Origin of the sequence: Dysgonomonas sp. GY617, from assembly GCF_015233815.1 — a bacterium.
Lineage (GTDB): Bacteria > Bacteroidota > Bacteroidia > Bacteroidales > Dysgonomonadaceae > Dysgonomonas_A.
In genome coordinates, this window is the sequence record NZ_JADCLR010000001.1 from 578,901 (window position 1) to 601,452 (window position 22,552).

21 protein-coding genes are annotated in these 22,552 nt (G+C 36.1%); 14 read left to right on the top strand and 7 right to left on the bottom strand.

The genetic code is table 11. The annotated features are described in order from the left end of the window. Positions 1–4 precede the first annotated feature (4 nt). On the bottom strand, positions 5–874 hold the full coding sequence (locus IR022_RS02460; RefSeq protein ID WP_194202471.1) for a hypothetical protein: 870 nt from the start codon (positions 872–874) through the stop codon (positions 5–7). 589 nt (positions 875–1,463) lie between these two features. Here IR022_RS02460 and IR022_RS02465 point away from each other — a divergent pair. From IR022_RS02465 to IR022_RS02500, 8 genes are all read left to right on the top strand, one after another. After that, entirely contained in the window at positions 1,464–2,708 is a 1,245-nt protein-coding gene (locus IR022_RS02465; protein ID WP_050710394.1) for an ABC transporter permease, read from the top strand. A 50-nt stretch (positions 2,709–2,758) separates the two neighbouring features. Next, positions 2,759–3,232, top strand: coding sequence for a PepSY-like domain-containing protein (locus IR022_RS02470; protein WP_194202472.1), 474 nt, complete (start codon positions 2,759–2,761; stop codon positions 3,230–3,232). Positions 3,233–3,312: 80 nt separating this feature from the next. Next, positions 3,313–4,296: an aminodeoxychorismate synthase component I gene (locus tag IR022_RS02475; protein ID WP_242053023.1), complete on the top strand. Its 984-nt coding sequence runs from the start codon at positions 3,313–3,315 to the stop codon at positions 4,294–4,296. A gap of 79 nt (positions 4,297–4,375) precedes the next feature. Next, positions 4,376–4,981 (top strand): aminotransferase class IV, encoded by a 606-nt coding sequence (locus IR022_RS02480; RefSeq protein ID WP_194202473.1) that lies wholly within the window; start codon positions 4,376–4,378, stop codon positions 4,979–4,981. 138 nt (positions 4,982–5,119) lie between these two features. Then, positions 5,120–5,719, top strand: coding sequence for a hypothetical protein (locus IR022_RS02485; RefSeq protein ID WP_050710398.1), 600 nt, complete (start codon positions 5,120–5,122; stop codon positions 5,717–5,719). 20 nt (positions 5,720–5,739) lie between these two features. Next, positions 5,740–7,176 carry a DUF5723 family protein gene (locus tag IR022_RS02490; protein WP_194202474.1) on the top strand — a complete coding sequence of 479 codons (1,437 nt, stop codon included), beginning with the start codon at positions 5,740–5,742 and terminating at the stop codon, positions 7,174–7,176. Between the two features lie 150 nt (positions 7,177–7,326). Further along, complete coding sequence (locus IR022_RS02495) at positions 7,327–8,298, top strand: helix-turn-helix transcriptional regulator (protein WP_194202475.1); 972 nt, start codon at positions 7,327–7,329, stop codon at positions 8,296–8,298. Positions 8,299–9,251: 953 nt separating this feature from the next. Further along, entirely contained in the window at positions 9,252–11,045 is a 1,794-nt protein-coding gene (locus IR022_RS02500) for a hypothetical protein (RefSeq protein WP_194202476.1), read from the top strand. Positions 11,046–11,160: 115 nt separating this feature from the next. Here IR022_RS02500 and IR022_RS02505 read toward each other — a convergent pair whose 3' ends face one another. After that, a complete protein-coding gene (locus IR022_RS02505) occupies positions 11,161–11,727 on the bottom strand; it encodes a flavin reductase family protein (protein WP_194202477.1) in 567 nt (188 codons plus the stop codon). Between the two features lie 191 nt (positions 11,728–11,918). Beyond that, positions 11,919–12,584, bottom strand: a complete 666-nt coding sequence (locus IR022_RS02510; protein WP_050710401.1) for a hypothetical protein — start codon at positions 12,582–12,584, stop codon at positions 11,919–11,921. 1,044 nt (positions 12,585–13,628) lie between these two features. Here IR022_RS02510 and IR022_RS02515 point away from each other — a divergent pair. The 6 genes from IR022_RS02515 to IR022_RS02540 all read left to right on the top strand — a co-directional run bounded on the left by IR022_RS02515 (position 13,629) and on the right by IR022_RS02540 (position 19,423). Beyond that, positions 13,629–14,435, top strand: a complete 807-nt coding sequence (locus tag IR022_RS02515) for a hypothetical protein (RefSeq protein ID WP_194202478.1) — start codon at positions 13,629–13,631, stop codon at positions 14,433–14,435. A gap of 31 nt (positions 14,436–14,466) precedes the next feature. Continuing rightward, entirely contained in the window at positions 14,467–15,330 is an 864-nt protein-coding gene (locus tag IR022_RS02520) for a hypothetical protein (protein ID WP_194202479.1), read from the top strand. Positions 15,331–15,360: 30 nt separating this feature from the next. Then, entirely contained in the window at positions 15,361–16,185 is an 825-nt protein-coding gene (locus IR022_RS02525; protein ID WP_050708842.1) for a hypothetical protein, read from the top strand. A gap of 597 nt (positions 16,186–16,782) precedes the next feature. Beyond that, positions 16,783–17,679, top strand: coding sequence for a hypothetical protein (locus IR022_RS02530; protein ID WP_194202480.1), 897 nt, complete (start codon positions 16,783–16,785; stop codon positions 17,677–17,679). Positions 17,680–17,741: 62 nt separating this feature from the next. After that, entirely contained in the window at positions 17,742–18,605 is an 864-nt protein-coding gene (locus tag IR022_RS02535) for a hypothetical protein (RefSeq protein ID WP_194202481.1), read from the top strand. A gap of 14 nt (positions 18,606–18,619) precedes the next feature. Next, a complete protein-coding gene (locus IR022_RS02540) occupies positions 18,620–19,423 on the top strand; it encodes a hypothetical protein (protein ID WP_194202482.1) in 804 nt (267 codons plus the stop codon). A gap of 89 nt (positions 19,424–19,512) precedes the next feature. On the opposite strand, the gene IR022_RS02545 is transcribed toward IR022_RS02540, so the two are convergent. From IR022_RS02545 to mce, 4 genes are all read right to left on the bottom strand, one after another. Beyond that, a complete protein-coding gene (locus IR022_RS02545; protein ID WP_194202483.1) occupies positions 19,513–19,959 on the bottom strand; it encodes a biotin/lipoyl-containing protein in 447 nt (148 codons plus the stop codon). Between the two features lie 18 nt (positions 19,960–19,977). After that, the gene (locus tag IR022_RS02550) at positions 19,978–20,154 is read right to left on the bottom strand and encodes a hypothetical protein (RefSeq protein WP_185099929.1); all 177 of its coding nucleotides are present in this window, start codon (positions 20,152–20,154) and stop codon (positions 19,978–19,980) included. A 25-nt stretch (positions 20,155–20,179) separates the two neighbouring features. Then, a complete protein-coding gene (locus tag IR022_RS02555; RefSeq protein ID WP_050708204.1) occupies positions 20,180–21,739 on the bottom strand; it encodes an acyl-CoA carboxylase subunit beta in 1,560 nt (519 codons plus the stop codon). A 184-nt stretch (positions 21,740–21,923) separates the two neighbouring features. Next, complete coding sequence (gene mce, locus IR022_RS02560) at positions 21,924–22,334, bottom strand: methylmalonyl-CoA epimerase (protein WP_110308908.1); 411 nt, start codon at positions 22,332–22,334, stop codon at positions 21,924–21,926. Positions 22,335–22,552: the final 218 nt, after the last annotated feature.

A 22,552-nucleotide genomic window follows, 5' to 3' on the forward strand; every position in this document is an offset into this window, starting at 1 on the left:
GTAATTAATTAAAATCACGTAAATAAAGATAGGATACGTCGAATTGCACATGAGCTGTGAGAGGTGCAGATGCAAACCAGTTTATACCTGGTGTGTTTTGCAGTGAAATATACCAACGGTATACCTTAGGAGCATTTTCGACCTTAAGCAAGAATGTTGTACCTGCCGTACCTTCTCTTAAGGGAATTTTGTATATAAACTCCTTATAGGTTGTATTGTCTAGCATCTCGGCAAACAAAAAGTCTCCGTAAGCAGCTATATCGTTATTAGCAGCATCGGAAGTCCGTTGCTTTACAGTTACCAGATATAGAGCATCTTTTAGTATAGTAAAGGTGGGCTGAGATAGAACGAATGTCGATTCTAAGTCTGCTATTCCTAAGCCATACGTAGTGCTTAGTGTGACGCCTATACCATTCCCCGATGTACGGGCATTGGGCACATTTTCTAGTAATTGCAAGGGGGTAGCCTTTGTTCTGTCCACACCTATACTTGTACGGTAAAGTGGGAATGAATAAGATTGAGCCCATGAGGCTAAACCCGTAGCGTCGGATTGTAGCATAAAATCTTTTATAGCTATACCGCTTGTAGGTTTGTAGGGAATGGCTATTTGCCCGTTGATGTCTAGTTTAGTTGTAGGCGAAATAGTTCCTACTCCTACATTTCCGTTTGTAGTGACTATGAAGTCATCCACTTCTTGAAGTGCATTAGGGATACCTGCCTCGGGATTGGTAGAATCCGGAGTTGAGCGAGCATCCACATGGAATACTCCTAGTGGATTTTTAGTATTGATGCCAACTTGAGCTGACAGAATTAGAATCGAAGTCAAATAAAGAGGTAATAGTATACTATACCTAATTGAATTGTTCTTATTCATAAATACTGTTTGTTATTTGTTGTCGTTGTTCAGTTTTAGTTTTGTGACCTATAATTTAGATACATCAAGTGCACTTAATTATGTAGTTATTAGCTTTTTTTAGGAACTAATAATCAGAGGCTATTTGTCGTCGTTGTTATTATTGCTTCATTACGACACAAAGATAGTGATGTTTTTCAATTAAAAATATCAGTTTTGTTTTTTTGTGTGCTTTGGCTCGAAATTTGTTATGGTATTTTATTTTTTTATCAAAGTTCTATTCTATAGTTGTTTATGTTTGTTTATTAACTATTGTGTTTCAGGTATATTATCGATATAAGTAAAATCAATGTATGTATAGATTGAGTATCTTTAATGATGATTTTGCTATAAATAAATGCAGTTATTTGAGAGGTCTTTTCATGAGGGAGATATGTTTATAGTTAGTTGAATATGGTAATTTTTAACAATTGATTCTGATCTGAAAATGTGTAGACCTTATATATTAAAAGGCTGAATGCAATGGCAATAGATTTGAGACTTTATCGTTGTATATTGTAAGGGATAATTTATACCTTTGTTTTCAGAAAAAAACATTCAATATTATATTTTGAATTTAGAATTATTTATAGCCCGAAAAATATATTTCGGAGGAGGTATCAAACAAAAGGTATCATCTCCGGCTATTAAAATAGCAGTTGCGGGTATTGCTTTGGGACTGGCGGCAATGGTATTGTCGGTATGCATTGTTGTTGGTTTCAAGAAAGAAATACGCGATAAGGTGGTTGGTTTTGGGTCGCATATCCAGCTAACCAATTTTGGGAATAATATGTCGTACGAGGTTCAACCTGTTCGTATGACCGATAGCTTGGCTGTGACGTTAGAAAATAATTCGGATATAAAGCATATCGAAGTATTTGCGAATATTCCTGGAATTATCAAAACCGACAGCGATTTTCAAGGAGTGGTACTTAAAGGGGTGGGCAACGATTATGACTGGACTTTCTTCAAACAGAATATGATTGAAGGAGATATTCTTCATAAATCGGATACGTCTACTGTCAATCAGACTATTATTTCGAAATATATTGCTGATAGATTACAACTAAAGCTGGGAGATAGTTTTATTACATACTTCATACAAGATCCGATAAAAGCCCGAAAATTTGTGATATCGGGGATATATAGTACCAATTTCGAAGATTACGATAAACTATTTATTATTACTGATATAGCTTTGGTGCAGCGGTTGAATGGTTGGGAAAAGAATCAGGTGAGCGGTATTGAATTGACTGTGAAGGATTATAGCAGGTTGGCTGAAATAAAGAACAACTTGTTTTATGAGATGGCGGGTTCTCACGATGGAGACGGACAATCTCTATATACCCGTTCGATAGAGGAATTGAATCCCATGATTTTCAGTTGGCTTAGTTTGCTTGATATGAACGTATGGGTAATTATTATATTGATGTTGGCTGTATCGGGTTTTACGATGATATCGGGCTTGCTCATTATTATTCTCGAACGTACTAATATGATTGGTATTCTTAAGGCATTAGGAGCACGTAATTTTAGAATACAGAAGGTGTTTCTATATATATCGTCTTTCCTTATTTTGAAAGGAATGCTTTGGGGCAACATTATTGCTTTGGGTATTTGTGTGTTACAAAAATTATTTGGTATAATAAAACTCGACCCTGCTACTTATTATGTATCAGAAATGCCTGTTTATCTTAATGTTTGGTATATAATCTTCATTAATGTAGGAGCATTGGCTATATCAATGGCAATGATGATAGGTCCATCATATCTTATTGCTCGAATATCTCCTGCAAAGTCTATTAAATTTGAATAAAGGAATATACAACCATAATTATTGACACAATATTCTAAATTATTTACGATATGAAAAAATTATTAAGAGCTAGTTTACTATTATTTGTTACATTGTTTGTATTCAATGCATGTACGGAAGATGACGATTCGGACGATTTCGTTATCGATTACACAAGTTTGCCAACTGAGTGTAAAACATTTGTAACTACTCACTTTGGAGCTGACCCTTTGGTTAGTCAAGTCAAAGAAAGATATGTAGCTGAAGCTGACGGTACTTACTATATGGTTTACCTAAATGGCGGTTACGAAATTGACTTTAAAAAGAATGGTGAGTGGGTAAGTGTTGAGCACGCTACTACTGCTTTGCCTCAATCTATTGTTAAACTGCTGCCAGCAATTACTCAGGAGTATTTGACTACTAATTATGCAGACTATAAAGTATTGGAAATCGAAAAACTGGTTTCTGGTGGATATGAGGTTGACTTAAATAATGATATTGATTTGCTTTTTGATTCAACAGGAAAATTCCTATCTAAAAAGTAAAAAAGAACTACTCATAAAGAGAATAGAAACTGTTTGTTGTTATATACGGACAGTTTCTTTTTCTTTTAAATATGATAAGGATGAAGTTTTATAGAAATACAGATGATATTCGTCTTAAAATGAATGAGGCAGGTTCTGCAAAGAAACCTTTTTTGTTTGGTATTAATTATGAAATGTCGGAAGGCTTTTTTATAGAGAATCCTTTATCGCAAACCGATATTCTGTTCCAGTTGAGGGGCATTGGTAATAAGCTGGTTAATGAGGTTGAGGATTTATCTGCCGATCTTAGTTATACCCCTATTTCTGAGAGCGAATATCAACATAAGTTTGATATAGTGCATAAGGGGTTGAGGCGAGGCGACTCGTTCTTAACTAATCTGACCATTAAGACACCCATTACAACTAATATCTCATTACAAGATATATTCGATAGAAGCAAAGCCCCTTATCAATTATATATGCCTGATAGATTTGTTTGCTTTTCGCCCGAAAGGTTTGTGAAGATAGCAAACGGGCACATATCATCCAACCCTATGAAAGGGACTATTGATGCAAGTATTGAAAACGCCGAACAAATCATTCTGAATGATTTTAAGGAAACAGCTGAGCATAATACAATAGTTGACCTTATTCGCAACGATTTGAGTATGGTTGCTAATCGTGTTCATGTAGAACGATTCAGATATATAGATCGTATTAAAAGCCGTAATAAAGAGATTCTTCAAGTCAGTTCCGAAATAGTAGGGGAGTTAGATGCAGATCACCATTCTCATCTAGGAGATATTATATTTAAGCTTTTACCTGCTGGTTCTATTTCGGGTGCGCCCAAACCGGCTACTGTCAATCTTATACGATCGGCAGAAGAAGAGGATAGGGGGTATTATACGGGCATTTTCGGATACTATGATGGTACGACGTTAGATTCTGCAGTATTGATCCGTTTTATAGAACAAGACAATAAGCAAATGTATTTTAGAAGTGGTGGAGGAATTACAGCTTATAGTAAATGCAGTGATGAGTATCAAGAGGTACTGAATAAGATATATTTTCCGTTTAAAGTCTAGGACTTTATCGTTAAGAGGGTAAAATAAAAAGAGCCTGCTGTATTTTAAAGAATAGAATAATAAATATACTTTTACGCAGATGAGTGAACCGTTATTTATAGAAACCATAAAAGTAAAGGATGGTATTTTTTATAATCTGCCTTTGCATATAGCCCGATTAAGCAGAACTGCGATTCAATTTTTCGGCTCGGCTCCTTTATTGGAGTTGTCGGAAGATATGATTCCTGAGGCTTTGAGGGAGGGGGTGGTTAAATGTCGTGTTGTATATGGTTCGCAAATTGTTTCTGTTGAATTTGAGCCGTATTCTTTCCGTAGAATATCAAGCTTAACTCTTGTTGAGGATAATACGATTGATTATGCATACAAATCGGTAGATAGAAGCTCTTTAAATGAGCTATACTCCAGAAAAGCGAGTGGAGATGATGTTCTAATTGTGAAGAATGGGTTAATTACTGACACTTCTTATGCTAATGTAGTTCTTAGGAATGAGGACGGATTTTATACACCTAAGAGTTATTTACTTGGAGGAATCAAGCGTCAATATCTTTTAGAAAAGGGAGTTATCAGAGAAGTAGAGGTTAGTCTCGATAATTTGATGTCTTTCTCTAAGCTCTATCTAATAAATGCAATGATTGATCTGGAGGATGAAATAGGTATCTCAATATCTGATCTGAAAACTTTATAGGTTTAAAGATTGTTAATAAAATAAAAGATGTACTTTTACATCCTTACACATAACTAAAGCATACGCTCATCATTGTTTAAGGTAGGAACTACTTATAGGTAGATTGTTGTGCTATTTAGAGAAACTAGAACCCTGAGTATGAAAAAGGTATTAAATTACAATATAATCGGCATTGTTATTCTTTTCTTATCTATGCAATCGTGCGTAGATAAAGAATATGATTCGGATAATTTGAATACAAATATTGAATTGAATCTGCCCCCAGTTCCACTCGGAGGGTTTGATACTATTTTTGTAAATTTTTTACCCTCTATTCCCCCTGAAATTGTTGTAGGAGCTAGAGTTGCTTTGAGTGATACTATTCGCGGGTTATTTGATAAGAATACTATTGACAGGTTCTTTTTCGAAGGTTCGAGAGGAGTGGTTATCTCTGCAAAGATAGATGCAATGGTGATGCCTCAAGAGTCAGGGTTGGAAATTGAAATACTTCTGAATATTATTAATGCAGATAGAACCCGAAATGAGTTTGTAAAGATTCCCCCACAAAAAATAGTTTCGGCTAAAAATCAGAATTTTGAAATCAGAATAGGACCTGAGTACATGAAGTATATGAAGGATGCGAGAGATCTGCATTTTATATTTGCGATAAAGGTTGCCGCAATTAATTTTACACGACAAGATTATATCTACTTAAGAAGGGTTGTTCTCTTTGCGGGAGGTGTACAGCTTGAGCTATAATGTTATATTCAAAGAACAGAATGAAATTACGATCTCTTTTTAGCATTTCTATTGCAACCGTGCTGTTTTGTATATTGTCTTTGGATGGTTTTGCACAATCAACCCGATCTTCCTATTTTATGAAAACGTCTTATACCCGTACCAGTCTTAATGCTGCATTAAGACCCGATCAGGGATATATAGGTGTACCTTTGCTCTCTAATATTTATTTAGATGCACGAACCAATACTTTTAATCTGGAGAATCTCACTTTTTCTCTTAATGGCGAACGTGTAACCTTTATGCATTCTCAGATTCCGGCAAGTAAAGCTTTGTCGAATATTTCGGATGATAATTATGTAACTACCAATCTTGCGTTTAGTATTATGTCTGCCGGTTTTTATCGGGGCGATTCGTATTGGAATTTCGATTTCGGGATAAGAGCTAATGCCGATTCGAACGTACCTAAATCGGTATTCGAATTATTGAAAGTAGGCTTTGATGAAAATGAAACCGTTACTCACGACCTTTCGAATGTAAGCTTAGCAGGTAGTGTTTTTGCAGAAATAGGTGTAACCAATTCCCGAACATTCTTAAACAACAGCCTAACACTGGGTGCAAGAGGTAAACTCCTATTGGGTATATCGTATGTTGATTTAGATGCAGAGAGTTTGAATATAACGGCTGGAAGTGAATTTTGGCGAGCCAAATCTAGGGTTACCCTAAAGGGTGCAGGACCGGGTATAAAAGGTAAATATGACGAAAATGAATATGATCCTACTAAGCAGGATTTTGATGGTTTCAATTTTGGCGATTTTAATATTCCCGGCTATGGTTTGGGACTTGATATAGGTGCTGTTTACGACTTTAAAGATGTACCGGTTGGATTTCTTCGAAAACTGAAAGTGTCTTATGCTCTAAATGATTTAGGGTTTATCTCGTGGTCGAAAGGTAACTTTATACAACTCAGTTCACCCGAAACAGAGGTTATTGTTTCACCCAACGATTATTCTACTCACAATGATGGAAGTACGTCTATAATTGATATCTTCGATCATGCTCTGGACGATCTTCGGCAAGCAGTAAATCTGCATGAAGACCCTCGTACAAGTGGCTATACGGCAACCTTACGGGCCAATATGAATGTGGGTTTAGAGTACGAGGTGTGGGACGATAAAATGACGGCAGGGTTTCTTTATTCTACTCGCTTCGGTAATTATTTTACAACAAAGGAGTTTACCTTGTCTGCTAATTATACGCCTAAAGAATGGCTTGCTGCAAGTTTTAGCTATTCACTTGCTTATAGTGCCTTTAAAACATTTGGCTTGGCTGTTCATATTGCTCCATCGAGAGGTATAAACTTCTTTTTAGCTAGCGATTATAGTATTGTTCGTATTTCGCCTCAATGGATGCCTACTTCTACTAAAGCCATCAACGTACAGATGGGAGTCTCTATACCTTTTGGAGGGAGGAGGTAAGTAATAAGGTCTTGGCTTATTATTAGTGATTTATGTTTTTCGAAAAAAAATAAATTACTATTTCAATTTGTTTTTGTAATTTTATGTTCGTAAAAGAATTTCTTTTAAGCTCTTCAAAAAAAGACAACCCATTCGTTAAAATAATAAGTTTTGAATATAACGTTAGATGCAGAATCAAATCTGTTTGAATTAGATCGAATACGAAAAAAAATATCTATTGGATATTTCTATGCTATTATTGCTGTTTTTCTGCTGTTTGCAGGTTATTATTGGTACGAATCTATAGAACCTTTCAAGTATTTAATGCTTATTGGTTTGTTTTTTCACTGTTTCTGCTTCTTTGTACCCTATATGCTTAGTTACGATCTATTCAGACCTTTGGTATCTGTATATCTTGTTTTTGTTTCAATTATGATTTATCCTATGGTGCTTATGTTTTGGCAGCATGGGCAGATAACAACATTCATGTGGTTCTTTTTGATTCCCACTGCAGCTACGGTATATTATACAGTGAGGAAGGTTATGCTTTGGAGTATTTACATCTTTGTACTAATATGCTCGGTTTTTTTCGTTTCCATGTTTTTGCCTGAAACGCCTATTATATCTTTCTCTGACAACCAGCTTTCAACTTTAAATATTCTTACCATTATATGTTTTCTAGCTTTGTTTTTCTATTTTTTATATGGTACGAATATTATTAATCAGATTAAAATCCAAAAATCGCAAGAATCAGAGATTGACAACGTTGTTATTGAAAATAACATTACAGAGCAAGATGTAGAGAGACTTAACAAATTGTTTGATGGAATTTCTACCTATTTTAAAAAGAAGAAACCTTATTGTGATCCCGATTTTTCTATCTCTCAATTGGCAACGGCTGTTGACAGCAATATAACTTACATATCGAAGGCGATAAAATTTAATAAGAATATGAGCTTTAATATTTTTGTTAATTCTTACAGAATCGAGATGGTCAAAGAGATGTTGGATAGTGATTTGCAGAATAAATATACGATGAGGTATATTTATACATCTTCAGGTTTTAGGCATCAATCGACCTTCAATAAGGTCTTTAAACAGATCGAGGGTGTCACCCCTTCCGAATATATTAAAAACGTTTAGCCAGATCGTTTTAAGGATTAATAAACGACATTTGATTCGTTAATATACTATATATATCATAATTTTTTTTTAGTAATCGTGGTCGATATTTTTTCGATCACTTTTTTTATGCTTTGACGAATTTATCTAGTGACTTACTGTCTTGTATAATGATATCATAAGAACCTTATTGGCAGCTTGGCTAGATTATAGCTATGATTATCTATTGGTATTATTTCTCTCAAATAGTACAAGAAGCCTTTGTTTTATCATCTTCTTTAAAATATGAGCTTCTTTAAAATGAAGTCGCTATCTTTTGAATTTATCCCTTCTATTTTATTCAATTTATAATAATTGCTACGTATTTGAAGTTCATTTTTACCTTTTTAGAAATAGAGAGAAATCAATATGTAAAAACAAAAATGGATAAGTGATTTATCGTATTTTGTTTGTTTTATCTTCTTTATATCAGTGCTTTATTGTAAAAATCCTCTTTGCGACTTACTTCTTATTTATAGTAGTAATCACTTATGTATTTAGTTCGAATTTCGAGACCTGGATGCATTTGTAATACTTTTGTTCAAGGGAAATGCAATGAGAATTACAACTCAATCAATAAATTTAGGAGAATTGTTAATAGCATTCAGAAGTATTTAATATAACACTTAATTATAAATATTCATTTAGATTTTAAGTATTATCTATTGCAATGTTTTAACACTATGTTGAATTTCGAGATACCAAGAATAATTAAATGTGAATCCGCTAATTTAAATAATAGTGATGCCAATAATAGCTGTTGTATAGAGAGTTCTTATTTTGTCGTTGTCGTTAGATTCTATCACGACTCAAAGCTTATTTATGGCACACTATGTCCGGTAGCAGTTTGTAGAGATTACACGCTGCTGCTTTTATAAAATGCAATATAGATTAACTAATAATATCACGTTTTACGTTTTTAATTAAATATGATAATGAAGAAAATTTTACTATTACTGCTGATGGTTTTTATATTCATAAATACGATTCATTCACAGGTCGGAATAAATACTGAAGCTCCCAATGTACTAACTGAACTAGATATTCAAAATTTATTAAATGGAACAGATACTATTCCTAAAGGAATTATGATACCTCGTATGACTGAGGCTAAGAGAAACGAGATAGCGATTGATACTAATACATCAAATAGTCTTATGATTTATAATACAACAGAGGATTGTTATAATTATTACTCGAAGCTCGAAGGCGAATGGAAAAGTTTATGTGGAAAGCTTGGAAAGGCTCAGTTCGATTTTGATTGTTCTGCAATAGTTGTGTTGGGAACATACATCGAAAAGAAAGAACTTACACCTTCAAATAGGTTGAAGATTTTTGTTACGGTAACTAAGCCGGGCTCATACGATATTACAGGTACAACTACTAACGGATATTACTTTACTACGTCGGGTACGTTTCTTACAAGCGGATCATATACTGTGTATGCTGAAGGAAAAGGAACTCCAATTGCTCCACAGGTTGATATTGTATCTCTTTCTAAGAATGGGGAGTCGAAAGACTGCGGCACTTCACCCGTTAAAGTTACAGTGTTAACAGCTACTGCTACCTATTCGATAAACTGTTCGAGTCTTATAGCCAACGGACAATATGTAAAGGGTAAACTGCTTGTGTCTACTAACACCATAACTCTCAATGTAAACGTGAGTAATCCGGGATCATATAATATAGAAACACCCTTAACAAATGGTATTAGGTTTACTGCCAGTGGCAACTTTGCGGCAGTGGGAACACAGTCGGTTACTTTGTCTGCTGTATCGGGCAGTAGTCCTACGGTCAATGCCGATTTTCCTATCACTGTTAACACCGATACTCCCGAAGGTAATAATGCTTGTACAGTAATAATTCCTATTACATTACCTCCCATGACTTATGCTGTTGTAGGAACAGGTGATTATTCTTGGGCTTCGACTCAAAGACGTAATGCTCTTACCAATGGTGGCCTGAGTTTTGGACCTAATGGTACTGTGAAAATTGTGAGCTTCACTCAATTGTGGAGTACATCTAATGTGACTACTGCAGCTGGCTATCTTACTGGTGGTTTTTCGGGAGGACAGCAGCCCGATGTTGTATTATATTTCGCCTATGGTGCTTCGCCTAATGCCGCAATAACAACGGCACTGATAAGCTATATTAATAGAGGTGGATGTGTAATTTACGGATCTGCAGATAATACTTCCTCTGCTGTTAATATTCTTATCAATGGAATATTTGGTATATCAACAGCGCAGGCTCAGATTGCCGGTTCGCCCACAGTGGATGATAATACTTATCCGATTGCTAATTTACCGAATGATCCTGTTATAAATGGTCCGTTTGGCAATATTTCAGGTAGACATTGGGGTGAGGATAATTCATCAACAGGTTCTGTGATTATGACGGCACTACCTCCTAATTCTGTGCAAATAGCTTCGGCTTATAATCCTTATGGAAAAGCGACCGTAAATCCGGAATATTCTATAATATGGTATAATGATAATAAAAATTTCTTGTATTTTGGAGATAGTGTAGCCACTACCACCACTGTTAATCAGCAAAATGATTATCCGGCATCTTATACCTCTGGAGGTTTCCCTCAATCTAAGTTCTATGGAAATTATCCGCAACCATCAGGTGCTCCGTCTCAATATGTGTATAACTCTGCGTTAGAGTTGAATGCTGTTTCATGGGCAATAAAAAAAGCTGCTGTGAGTGGTATCAATCCCCACTAATTTTTTGGATAGAACGATATATTATATCACTGTAATTTTTCATAAATATGAAGGGCATGTCAAAATTGTATTTGATATGCCCTTTTATAATAATGAGACTATTAATCAGATTGCTTTATTTCTTTTTTACCGACCATCCAAAACGACCTATCTTTTCTGCCAAAGCATAATAAAAACCATGCGAATAAGCCATTATTCCTGCTTTATCTAATTGAAATCTGCCTGTTTCAGGGTCGATATATCTTTCGTCAGCTTTTACGTTTACAACATCGGCTATAAACATGTGATGAGAGCCTAAAGGAAGAATTTCTTTTACCCTGCATTCTATTGACAGTGGCGACTCTTCTATTATAGGTGCTTTAACCACCGATGCTTTTCCGGCAGTAAGTTTCATTTCTTTGAACTTATTCACGTTCTTACCCGATTTTACGCCACACCAGTCGGTTGCATATGCCAATTGTTCGGTAGTGATATTTATCACAAACTCCATATTGCGTTTAATAATGTCGTACGAATGTCTCTCGGGGCGTACCGAGATATAGCACATAGCGGGATTGGTACATATAGTTCCTGTCCAACTAATGGTTATAATATTGTGTTCGTCTGGTGTGCTGCCACAGCTCACCATTACGGCAGGTAGTGGATATACCATTGTTCCCGGTTTCCAATCTTGTTTAGTCATTGTAAAAAGTCTTCTTGAAATTTCGAATGTAAAGATACTCGTTTCATTTTATAGTTGCTGTATCTTTTTTTCTAGCTAACGGTTTAGAGTCTTTTGGGTAGGTTTGCGCATAGGTATATATGGCACATGAAGAAATTATGTGCGGATTAAATAAGTAAACTATTGAATAATTTATTGCTTGGATGCGTTTCTTATTTGATCTTGAAGATGATATTCATATACGTTTTATCAGTAATAGTAGGAGGGGTAGCAGGCAATTTGTAAGTTAATACACCGGCTGGGCTTACTGCTACATCTTGATATACTGTATTGTCATAATAGGTGACAAGATATTCAAAATCAGTAGCTACTACTACAGGCAAAGAGGTTGCACTTGGACTTTTAATTGAAGTCGAATTATTGGTCATTCCGTACTGACCTGCATAGTTATTGTATAAATCTACGGTGAATGTTTGCGTGCCACTATTATAAGCAGGGTCGGAAGTATCAGTTGGTAAAAGAAGAGACGGTTTGTAAATAAATTTGAATCCTCTATCCGGTCCCACAGTTTGCCAAAGAGTACCGTCAAAATAATAATATCCTGCTGATATAATATTTCTTGTTTTATTAGTTGCTGTTCCTGTTACATCTGTTATATAGACGAGCGCTCCGGTCTGATCAGCCAGATATTTTGAATCTTTAGAAGCTAGTTCACTAAGAGTAAGGCGAGGCGCTGACATTCCCTCTGCTGTACTGCCATCTATTGAATTAGCATATATATCTAAAGTAGCTTTAGGAGAATCTGTATAAACACCTACTTGTGCTTGTAAAAGCCCTATACTAGAAATGCCTAGTAGGAGTAAAAAAATCCTTTTCATTGTTGTCGTCTTTTTAATATCTCAAAATATAACATTTCAAAAATACATAAAATTTTTAAACTCACGGAGGTCTTTAGAGATAAAAGATATAAAAATAGTTTAATAGTTCTCTAGTTTATAGATAAATATGTGATTTTTCCGAAATTGGATTTTGAGTCTATCTTAATTATGTACAATATGTATACGCTATTGTGGATCATTATCAGCCAAGAATTATTTTATTAATACGACTGTATTTTATTCCTGTAATAATTGCTGTTTTTATCTTATAATTTAATTAAAGATTCTACCCTATTTCAGTTAATATAAAGTAGTGTATTGAATGTTTTTAGTCTTTTTCCATTTTCTGATATATAAATATAGTTTCATTGTAAATAGTATGTCTTCTAAAATTAATTTATATATTTGTGTCTGTGAAATAACTCTTTATGTAAAAAATGCTATTAGAATTAACAAACATATATCCAAATAATAATCTAAATTTTAACTGTTTAGGTTTGGCTATGTGCGTTGAAATATTAGAGAGAGAGAGAGAGAGAGAGAGAGAGAGAGAGAGAGAGAGAGAGAGAGACTAACTAGCAACCACGCTAGTAATAAAAATATTTTAGGCGGATTTTTCCGTCTTTTTTTGCGTCTGTGTGTTTTTGACACTGACTCTGATCGCCGAAAATATTTCCCCAATAAATACTTTAATAGTTCTTCCATAGAAGCTTCTTGTACAGCTTTTTGTTTTTTTTGTTGTCGTTCAGAATCTGTACAGATACAAGGCTTATTTGTGGTAAAACTATGTGTGGTAGTGGCTTGTCGTGATTACAAGCTACTGCTTATTCCTGTTTGCTTTCTTTTAATATTGAAGGCATTGGGTAGCAAGTATCATTCCGTTTTCCTCTCTTCAGGAGGAGGGCGGAGTGAGTTGCTATGCCTTATTACATCTGTTCTAATGACGATCATTTATTTATTTTCTGAGCAAACAAGATTGCTTATTGGGAGAACAGAACAGTTCTTTCTACGAAAAAATCAAACACATATAAAAGAATTACTACAATGAAAAAGAGTTTTTTATTCATCTTTAGTTTATTATCCATTGGGTTATGCTTAGCTCAGGTGGGTATAAACACTAATACTCCGCAGGCGATATTAGAAATTCAGTCGAAAGGAAATACTGGATCAACAAAGGCTTTATCAATAAAAAATAATTCGGCTGTAAATATATTTGATGTACGTGATGATGGGCGTATCGTAACTTCGGGAGTTGCTTCACCCACTGTTCTGTTCGATTTAAGGGATGGCAAAAACAATTCCATTATGGCAGTTGGTGAGAGTAATCAAACTGCTGCGACAGCCAAGGGTGGAGCTGTAAAGTACGATCTGAATACTAAATCGTTGTTTCTTTCAGACAATACTGTTTGGAAAGAATTGGCTTCTGATTATATAAAAACTTTTATCGTTGCGGACATTGCTACTGCAACGCAGAGCTTTGCCAATAATACAACTAATACGATAAAGAATTGGGTTTTGGTATCGGATCTTACGAATAGTTTTAATCCCACGACAGGTATTTTTACAGCACAAAGAAGTTCGGTCTATTCCGTTTCTTTAAATATAATACTAAATGATGGTGCGATAAATGCAAAGACCCAACTGCAAGCATCGCTTATAGCATCCGGAGGGCAGCAAGTAAAGAGTATTACAACTTTTAATGCGGCAGGTAATTTTTCGGCTGGAGTACAATGTTCGGGCAACTTCACATTAGCTTCAGGTGAAACCTTATATGTTGCTTTATGGCATAATATGGGGATTGCGAAAGTTATAAAAGTAGGCTATAACAATCTAACAATAGTCGAACTCTGATTGGAGTATTTAATTAAAATAAGTAAGATTTATGAAAACTAAAAGATTGAATAAGATTGTTGCATTGCTTTTTTGTATTGCAGTGATACCCTCAAATATATGGTCTCAGGGTGTTGGTATTAATACAGTCTCTCCCAGAGCAACCTTTGAAGTAAAAGGCAAGGGGAATACAGCAGCTCAGAAAACTTTACGAGTTGTAAACTCTAGTGGTACTGAGATTCTTACCATGTTGGACAATGGTAGGTTGGGAGTAGGACAGGTTGCACCATCTGTAAGATTAGATTTGCGGGGCGGGGGAGCAAACCCTATTGTGGCTATTGGCACAACTACTAATACAGCCTCGTCGGTAGGCGGGGGAGCTATACGATATATGTCTGGAACGAAAGAGATACACTATTCGGATGGTACTCAATGGTTTCGTTTACAATCGTCAGCCTTAAGACCTTGTGTCGTAGCTCCTAATAATTATGTTGCAGGCTCTTACCCTAGTAATGCTACAACTCGTTTGACTGGTTTTGTGCCGTCATACGATAGTCACGGAGCTTTTAATACTTCTAATTCTGTCTATAAAGCTCCTGTTGATGGACTATATGTGGTGTCTTTTACCCTGTCTTTCAACAGAGCTATTGCAATACAAGCTAATAAATATGTTGAGGGCAGATGGGTTGCAAGTAATGGGCGTACGGTGAGATGTATTCAAGCTTATCCTGATACTGGTATGGGACAAGGTGGGATTACCTGCTCGGGAACCATTCAGCTTGCGGCAGGAGATACTCTATGGCCTGAGGTATGGCACAATCTGGGAGGGACTAAATCTATGAGAGTGTATGGTTATTCACCATCATCTCCTAATTCGGATACTGGTTTTAATCAATTATCCATTTTTGCACAATGATTCTTTCGTTTAATTAAAGCTTAGTTTTCTATGAAAAATTATTATATCAGTTCAATATTATTTCTTTTACCCTTTTTGACCATCCAAGCTCAGATAGGTATCAATACAGAAACCCCCGATGCTGTACTCGAAGTTTTGTCTTCAACATCGGTTTCTACGGGTAAAGCTTTTGTAACCAGTAATTCGGATAATTACGAAACGATGCAAATCCGAAATGATGGTTATATCGGTGTAGGAGCATCTAATCCATTGGTGAAGCTCGATCTGAGAGCCGATAATCTATCGAAAGAAAATGCTATCGGTATAGGTTATACTACTCTTACAGCAGCCAATGCTGGAGCGGGAGCCATAAGATATGAGGAGACATCTAAGACTTTGCAGTATTCTGATGGTGAGACTTGGTTAACTCTGCAAGCCAATCCTGATAGGGCAATGGTAATTGCGCGTAACTCTTCGGGGCAAGCACTTACTACTGTAAATGGTGTAGCAAGTAGTCGTCTTACTAAATGGACAAAGAGCTATGATAAAACAGGGAGTTTTGATGCTGTTACCGGTTTTTTTGTAGCTCCTCGTAATGGGGTTTATAGTGCTTCGGTAACTGCTGTCTTTCAGCCTAATTCTATGTCGAGCGGAGCTCAGTACGAACTTACTTTAACAGGAGGTTCTATTTCTTTAAAAACAGTTGTGCCTTATTTGAGTACAGTAACGTCTATTAATCTGACTAATACCTGTAAAGGATTGTTTTATCTTACAGCAGGTCAGCAGCTTCAAGCAGGGGTTTATATAACATCAGCCGTGAATCCTGTCTTATCTACAGATGCTTCTTTAAATGTTCTTACTATTGCTGAGATGTAAAGGAGCATATTAAAATTAAATGTATTATTATACATATCAGAGAAATTCCCCTTTCAATTAGTTTAGGGGAATTTTTACTTTAGATAGAGTTCGCCATGCCCATCGAAAGGAGGCTTTAGGTTTATTTATTTAGATATAAATAGTGGGTTTGATAATTTTTTTATTTTCATTTATTTAATTAAAAATTTGAAATGTGGTTGATTGATATTAAAAGTATTTCTATATTTGCATCTGTATAATAACTCTTTACGCTTATAATGGTGAGTAAATTAACAAACATATCTATTCTTAAGGGTCTAAATTTTAACTGTTTAGGTTTGGCTATGTCTGTTGAAATATTAGAGAGAGAGAGAGAGAGAGAGAGAGAGAGAGAGAGAGAGAGAGAGAGAGAGATTAACTAGCAACTACGCTGGTAATAAAAATATCTTAGGCGGATTGTTCCGTCTTTTTTTATTTTGTGTAAATATTACACATGTTGCTTTCAGATACAAATATTTCCCCAATAAATATAATTTTAGTTTTGTCGATAAGATTTATCGTGCAGAAGATTTGTTTTTTTTGTTGTCGTTCAAACTCGTACGATTAGTAAACTTATCTGTGGCAAAACTATGTCCGGCAGTAGTGTGTAGCGATTACATGTTACTGCTTTTTTATGTGCGTAAAACAACTAACTATATAAATAATTGGAAGATAATGAACAGGATAACTTTATTGTTAATAGCCATTTTCTCCTTTGGCTTACTTCAAGCTCAAGTAGGTATAAACACCAAAAATCCACAAGCTACCTTGGAAATAGTTTCCAAAGGAAATACTGCTTCAACGCAGGCTCTTTCGGTCAGAAATGTATCCAATACTGAGATACTTTCGTTACGAGATCAAGGCTATCTTGGGTTGGGGGTTGCAAGCCCTAACATTCGGCTCGATTTACGAAATGGCGCTAATAATGCAATCATTGGTATAGGTAACAGTGCTCAGGCGGCATCGGCAGCCAAAGCTGGTGCATTAAAGTACGATGCAGGTCCTCAGGCTCTGTATTTATCTGATGGAAGCGGTTGGAACAAATTAAGTGCTTCTGTAATCCGTACATATGTTGTAGCCGATATTGTCAACACAAGTCAGTCTTTTCCTAACAATGCTTCTACAACGGTTATGAATTGGCGTAAACAAGAAGACTTGCTCGGTACATTTAATGCATCTACCGGGATATTTACAGCACCACGTAGCGGTACTTATACTATATCTGTTATTGCTACATTCGATAACGGTGCGGTAGGCTCTTATAGCTATATGCAAATGGAATTGGTGTCGCCCACGGCAACCGTTAAATGCCAATCCACATATTATGACGCTGCCACTTTCCAGACCTCTGTATTGTGTTCGGGAAGCTTTCAGTTATTGGCAGGACAAACCCTCAAGCCTGTTATTTCTCATAATATGGGAATAGCCAAAAATCTCAAAGCCGGATATTGTAACTTAAGCATTTTAGAAAATTAAGGTATCAAACCTCTACCATTGCTCTCATTTGCAAATGGATCAATCTATGATATTAATAAGATATGAAAAAGAAAATATACAACTATCTAACACTTACTACTGTTTTATTATCTCTCTATGTAACAGAGGTTAGCGCACAAAGCGTAGGGATAAATACCAATACTCCAACTGCTGCACTTGATATATTCTCGCTAGGAGACAGTAATCTCACTGAAAATATGAGAATTAGCAATTCCAGCAATGTAAATCTTTTGACATTGCTTAATAATGGTTATCTGGGACTCGGAACAACAAGCCCCTCTGTACGTCTTGATCTGAGAGGCAGTGCGGGTAGCAATAACATTATAGGCATCGGTAATACCAACCTTACGGCATCGGTAGCAGAAGGGGGAGCGATAAAGTATGTAACTGATACCAAAGAGTTACATTATTCGGATGGTACTCAATGGCTGATACTTGAGGCTGATATGGTTAGGGATTGTGTGATTGCTGCTAACTCTAATAATATGATGATATGCCCCAATAATACCACTACTCAGCTTGGTAACTGGGATGTAAAATATGATTTAGCTAAAACATTTGATGCCGCAACGGGGGTATTTACTGCTCCTAAGACAGGACTATATACAGCTACATTCAGTGTACATACAGCTATTACTACAGTAAAGGCAGGTAGTTATATCGAAGGGCAATGGATAGCCAGCAATGGTAAAACTATAAAATGTACTAATTCTTTTCCATTGGCGGGAAATTTTATGGTGCCTATGATTTGTAGTGGAACACTTTTTCTGAATGAAGGAGATACGCTATATCCTCAAGTATTTCACAATACGGGAACTGATAAACACTTGCGCATTTACGGAGACACACCTGGAAATCCCGTATCAGATCAATATTTTAATAATATATCCATTGTTATACAATAAAGCATCTTACAGAAATGAACAAAATAATTATTCTATATATACTTTTCTTTATCCCTTTGGGGATCATCGCTCAAATTGGGATTAATACTGAATCGCCAGTCGCTACTCTGGAAGTAAAATCGGTGTCAGCTACAACGCCCGTTATTTTATCTCGGAATTCGGCTAATGTCGAGTTAAGCAGATTACTAGATAGTGGGTGTTTAGGGATGGGGAGAACCAGTCCTGTAGTTAAAGTCGATCTAAGAGGAACTTTTTCTAATGGTGAATTGGGTTTAGGTACAACAACTATGACTGCCACTGCAGCTGGTGCCGGAGCTATAAGGTATAACAATGGTATCGAATATTCTGACGGGAGTGTCTGGGTAAAGTTAACAGCTCTACCAGCGAGAGCATATGTGATAGCTAAGAATACAAAAGCACTGACGATAGGTTCAGGAGCTAGTCAAAGATGGGGAGATTGGACTGTAGAGAAAGATGCTACAAATAGTTTTGATGCCCAAACATTCACCGCTCCCCGTAAAGGAGTGTATTCAGTGTCATGTACGGGTATGGCTGAGAATATTGTAACAACTTCAGCTACTTTGCGTATTGAGCTAAATTTAGGAGTTTCAAGTACTACAGCTTCAAACGTAAAGAGTGCATTTGCAGCACCCAACAATTCTGCCGGTGCACCAGTTAATATGACGTTTGTGAACAAAGCATTCTTATATCTTCAAGCTGGTGATAAATGTTATTTTTCGGTATATAACGGTATGGTGGGGGAGATACAAACAACTACCGATGGAGCGTATAATACTTTGACTATATCGGAGATGTAATAAGTAATTTTGCTTATACTAAAAAATAAAGCCCCGTCTCTGAAAATTTTCAGAGACGGGGCTTTTAAATTATACGTTTGTAACGTGTATTATTCTACAGTTAAGATAACTACACCTTCTAAAACTGAATCACCTGGATTAACGCTGATAGAAGTCACTTTACCTGCTTGAGGCGCAGCGATGGTATTTTCCATCTTCATAGCTTCAAGTACGGCAACTGTTTGACCTTTTTTCACCTCGTCACCTACATTAACGTTGATTGCAACGATAATACCGGGTAGTGGCGATTTTACAGCTCCAGCACCGCTTTTAGCAGGTGCACTTGTTGGTGCCGATACAGTAGCTGTTCTTTGAGGAGCAGGTGCAGCAACTGTTTTTGCAACCGGACGAGATACTAGTGTAACTTCCTCCTCATTACTTACTAATTCTACCTCGTAATTGCTTCCGTTTACTGCAACTTGGGCAATAGAGTTTTCTAATTTATTTACGGCAACTATATAGTCTTGACCGTTAATTCTATATATGAATTGTTTCATGATAAATTTCTCTAATTTTTATTTTCTTATTGGCATTTGAAGCATTGTAGCGCTTCTGTCAACCCAAGGAAGATGATCTTGAGATTCATGCTTAATGGTCAAAACATTACTCTCAACATCATGTTGATGTTGAAAATCATATATAGCCATAGCTATAACAGCTAATACATCTGTGGGTATATTTTTATCACTCATAATTTCTATGTATTACAGTTGAAAATTATAGAGGTAAATTATCGTGCTTTTTAGCTGGATTTACCTGATGTTTAGTTCTCAATTGCTCCAATGCACGAATAACACGGAAACGTGTGTTACGAGGCTCAATTACATCATCGATATAACCATAACGAGCTGCATTGTAAGGATTACAGAACAATTTGTTATACTCATCTTTTTTCTCTGCATAAGCTTCAGCTTGTTTTGCAGGATCTGGATCAGCTTTAATTTCTTTTGCATACAATACTTCAACAGCACCATCAGCACCCATAACTGCAATTTCTGCACTTGGCCATGCGTAGTTGATATCGCCACGAAGTTGTTTACAACTCATTACGATATGAGAACCTCCGTAAGATTTACGTAGGGTAACTGTTACTTTAGGTACAGTAGCTTCGCCGTAAGCATAAAGAAGTTTAGCTCCATGTACAATTACACCGCCATATTCTTGTGCAGTTCCGGGAAGGAATCCAGGTACGTCAACTAAAGTTACAATAGGAATATTGAAAGCATCACAGAAACGTACGAAACGTGCTGCTTTACGAGATGCATTGATATCAAGCACACCAGCCATATATTTAGGTTGGTTGGCTACGATACCTACCGATTGTCCGTTGAAACGAGCAAAACCGATAATTATGTTTTTAGCATATGCTGCGTGTACTTCTAGGAATTCGCCATTATCGATTAACGAACCGATTACTTCATACATATCGTATGCTTTGTTCGGATTGTCAGGGATAATATCGTTCAACAAGTCGTCCATTCTTGCGATTGGATCGTTACATTCTTTGCGAGGAGCTTCTTCTCTATTATTTGAAGGAAGGAAACTCATCAGGTGACGGATCAATGATAGACCATCATCTTCGTTTTCTACTGAGAAGTGAGCAACACCCGATTTTGTTGTGTGTACGCTTGCACCACCTAGTTCTTCTTGAGTAACGTCTTCACCAGTAACAGTTTTTACAACTTTAGGTCCTGTAAGGAACATATAAGAAGTCCCTTCTGTCATGATATTGAAGTCGGTAAGAGCTGGAGAATATACAGCACCTCCGGCACATGGTCCGAAAATTCCTGATATTTGAGGAATTACTCCAGATGATAGAATATTGCGTTGGAAAATCTCAGCATAACCTGCTAATGCATTGATACCTTCTTGAATACGAGCACCACCCGAATCGTTGATACCAATACAAGGCGCACCTACTTTCATTGCCATATCCATTACTTTACAGATTTTCATTGCCAATGTTTCAGACAACGATCCTGCTATAACAGTAAAGTCTTGTGCAAAGATATAAACAAGACGTCCGTCAATTGTTCCACATCCGGTTACTACACCATCACCTAGGAATTTGTTTTTCTCCATTCCAAAGTTTGTACAACGGTGTTCTACAAACATATCAAACTCTTCGAAACTACCTTCGTCAAGTACGATAGCGATACGTTCGCGAGCAGTATATTTTCCTTTTGCGTGTTGAGCTTCGATTCTTTTTTCACCACCACCTAGGCGTGCTTTTTCACGAAGTGCAATAAGCTCTTTTACTCTTTCAAGTTGGCTCATGTTTTTATATTTTGATTCTTAAATTAAATACTTATTTCTGTAAGGTCAAAGACCTTTTTTGCGTATTGCAAGCATAACTGCAACAGCCACTTATAGCTTAAAATGTTACATTATTTTTTGCATTACCTTATATAGGATAATGCAAAAAAGACCTTACATCGTAAAGTCTCTTTTAATGTATATCTTATTTGCTTGGGTGTTCGCAGAACTCTGTTAATACACTACAAGTAGATTTTGGGTGAAGGAATGCAATGTTAAGACCTTCTGCACCTGCACGAGGAGCTTTGTCTATCAATTGTACACCTTTACTTTCTGCTTCAGCCAATGATGCAGCTACGCTGTCTACTGAAAACGCAATGTGGTGGATACCTTCTCCTTTTTTCTCGATGAATTTTGCGATAGTACTGTCTGGGCTTGTAGGCTCAAGTAGTTCTATTTTAGTCTGACCGACTTTGAAGAAAGCAGTTTTTACTTTTTGATCTTCTACAACTTCTATGTTGTAGCATTTTAAGCCTAAAACGCCTTCGTAGTAAGGAAGACTGTCTTCAATACTTTTTACAGCAATACCAAGATGTTCGATGTGCGAAATATTCATGATTTCTTATAAAAAAGTTAGTAATTTTAGATTGTTTACAAAATTAGTAATATTAATTAGAACGAGAAGAAATTTTTAAGATAAAAAAAGAATCTGTCTATATCGTATTGGTTTTATTGATGTGTGGCTGTAAGTAAAAAAATGAAGCTGATAAATAATCCTATCTATCAGCTTTTGTGTTTCAAACCTTTTTATGCGGAAACTTAAATATAAAAAGA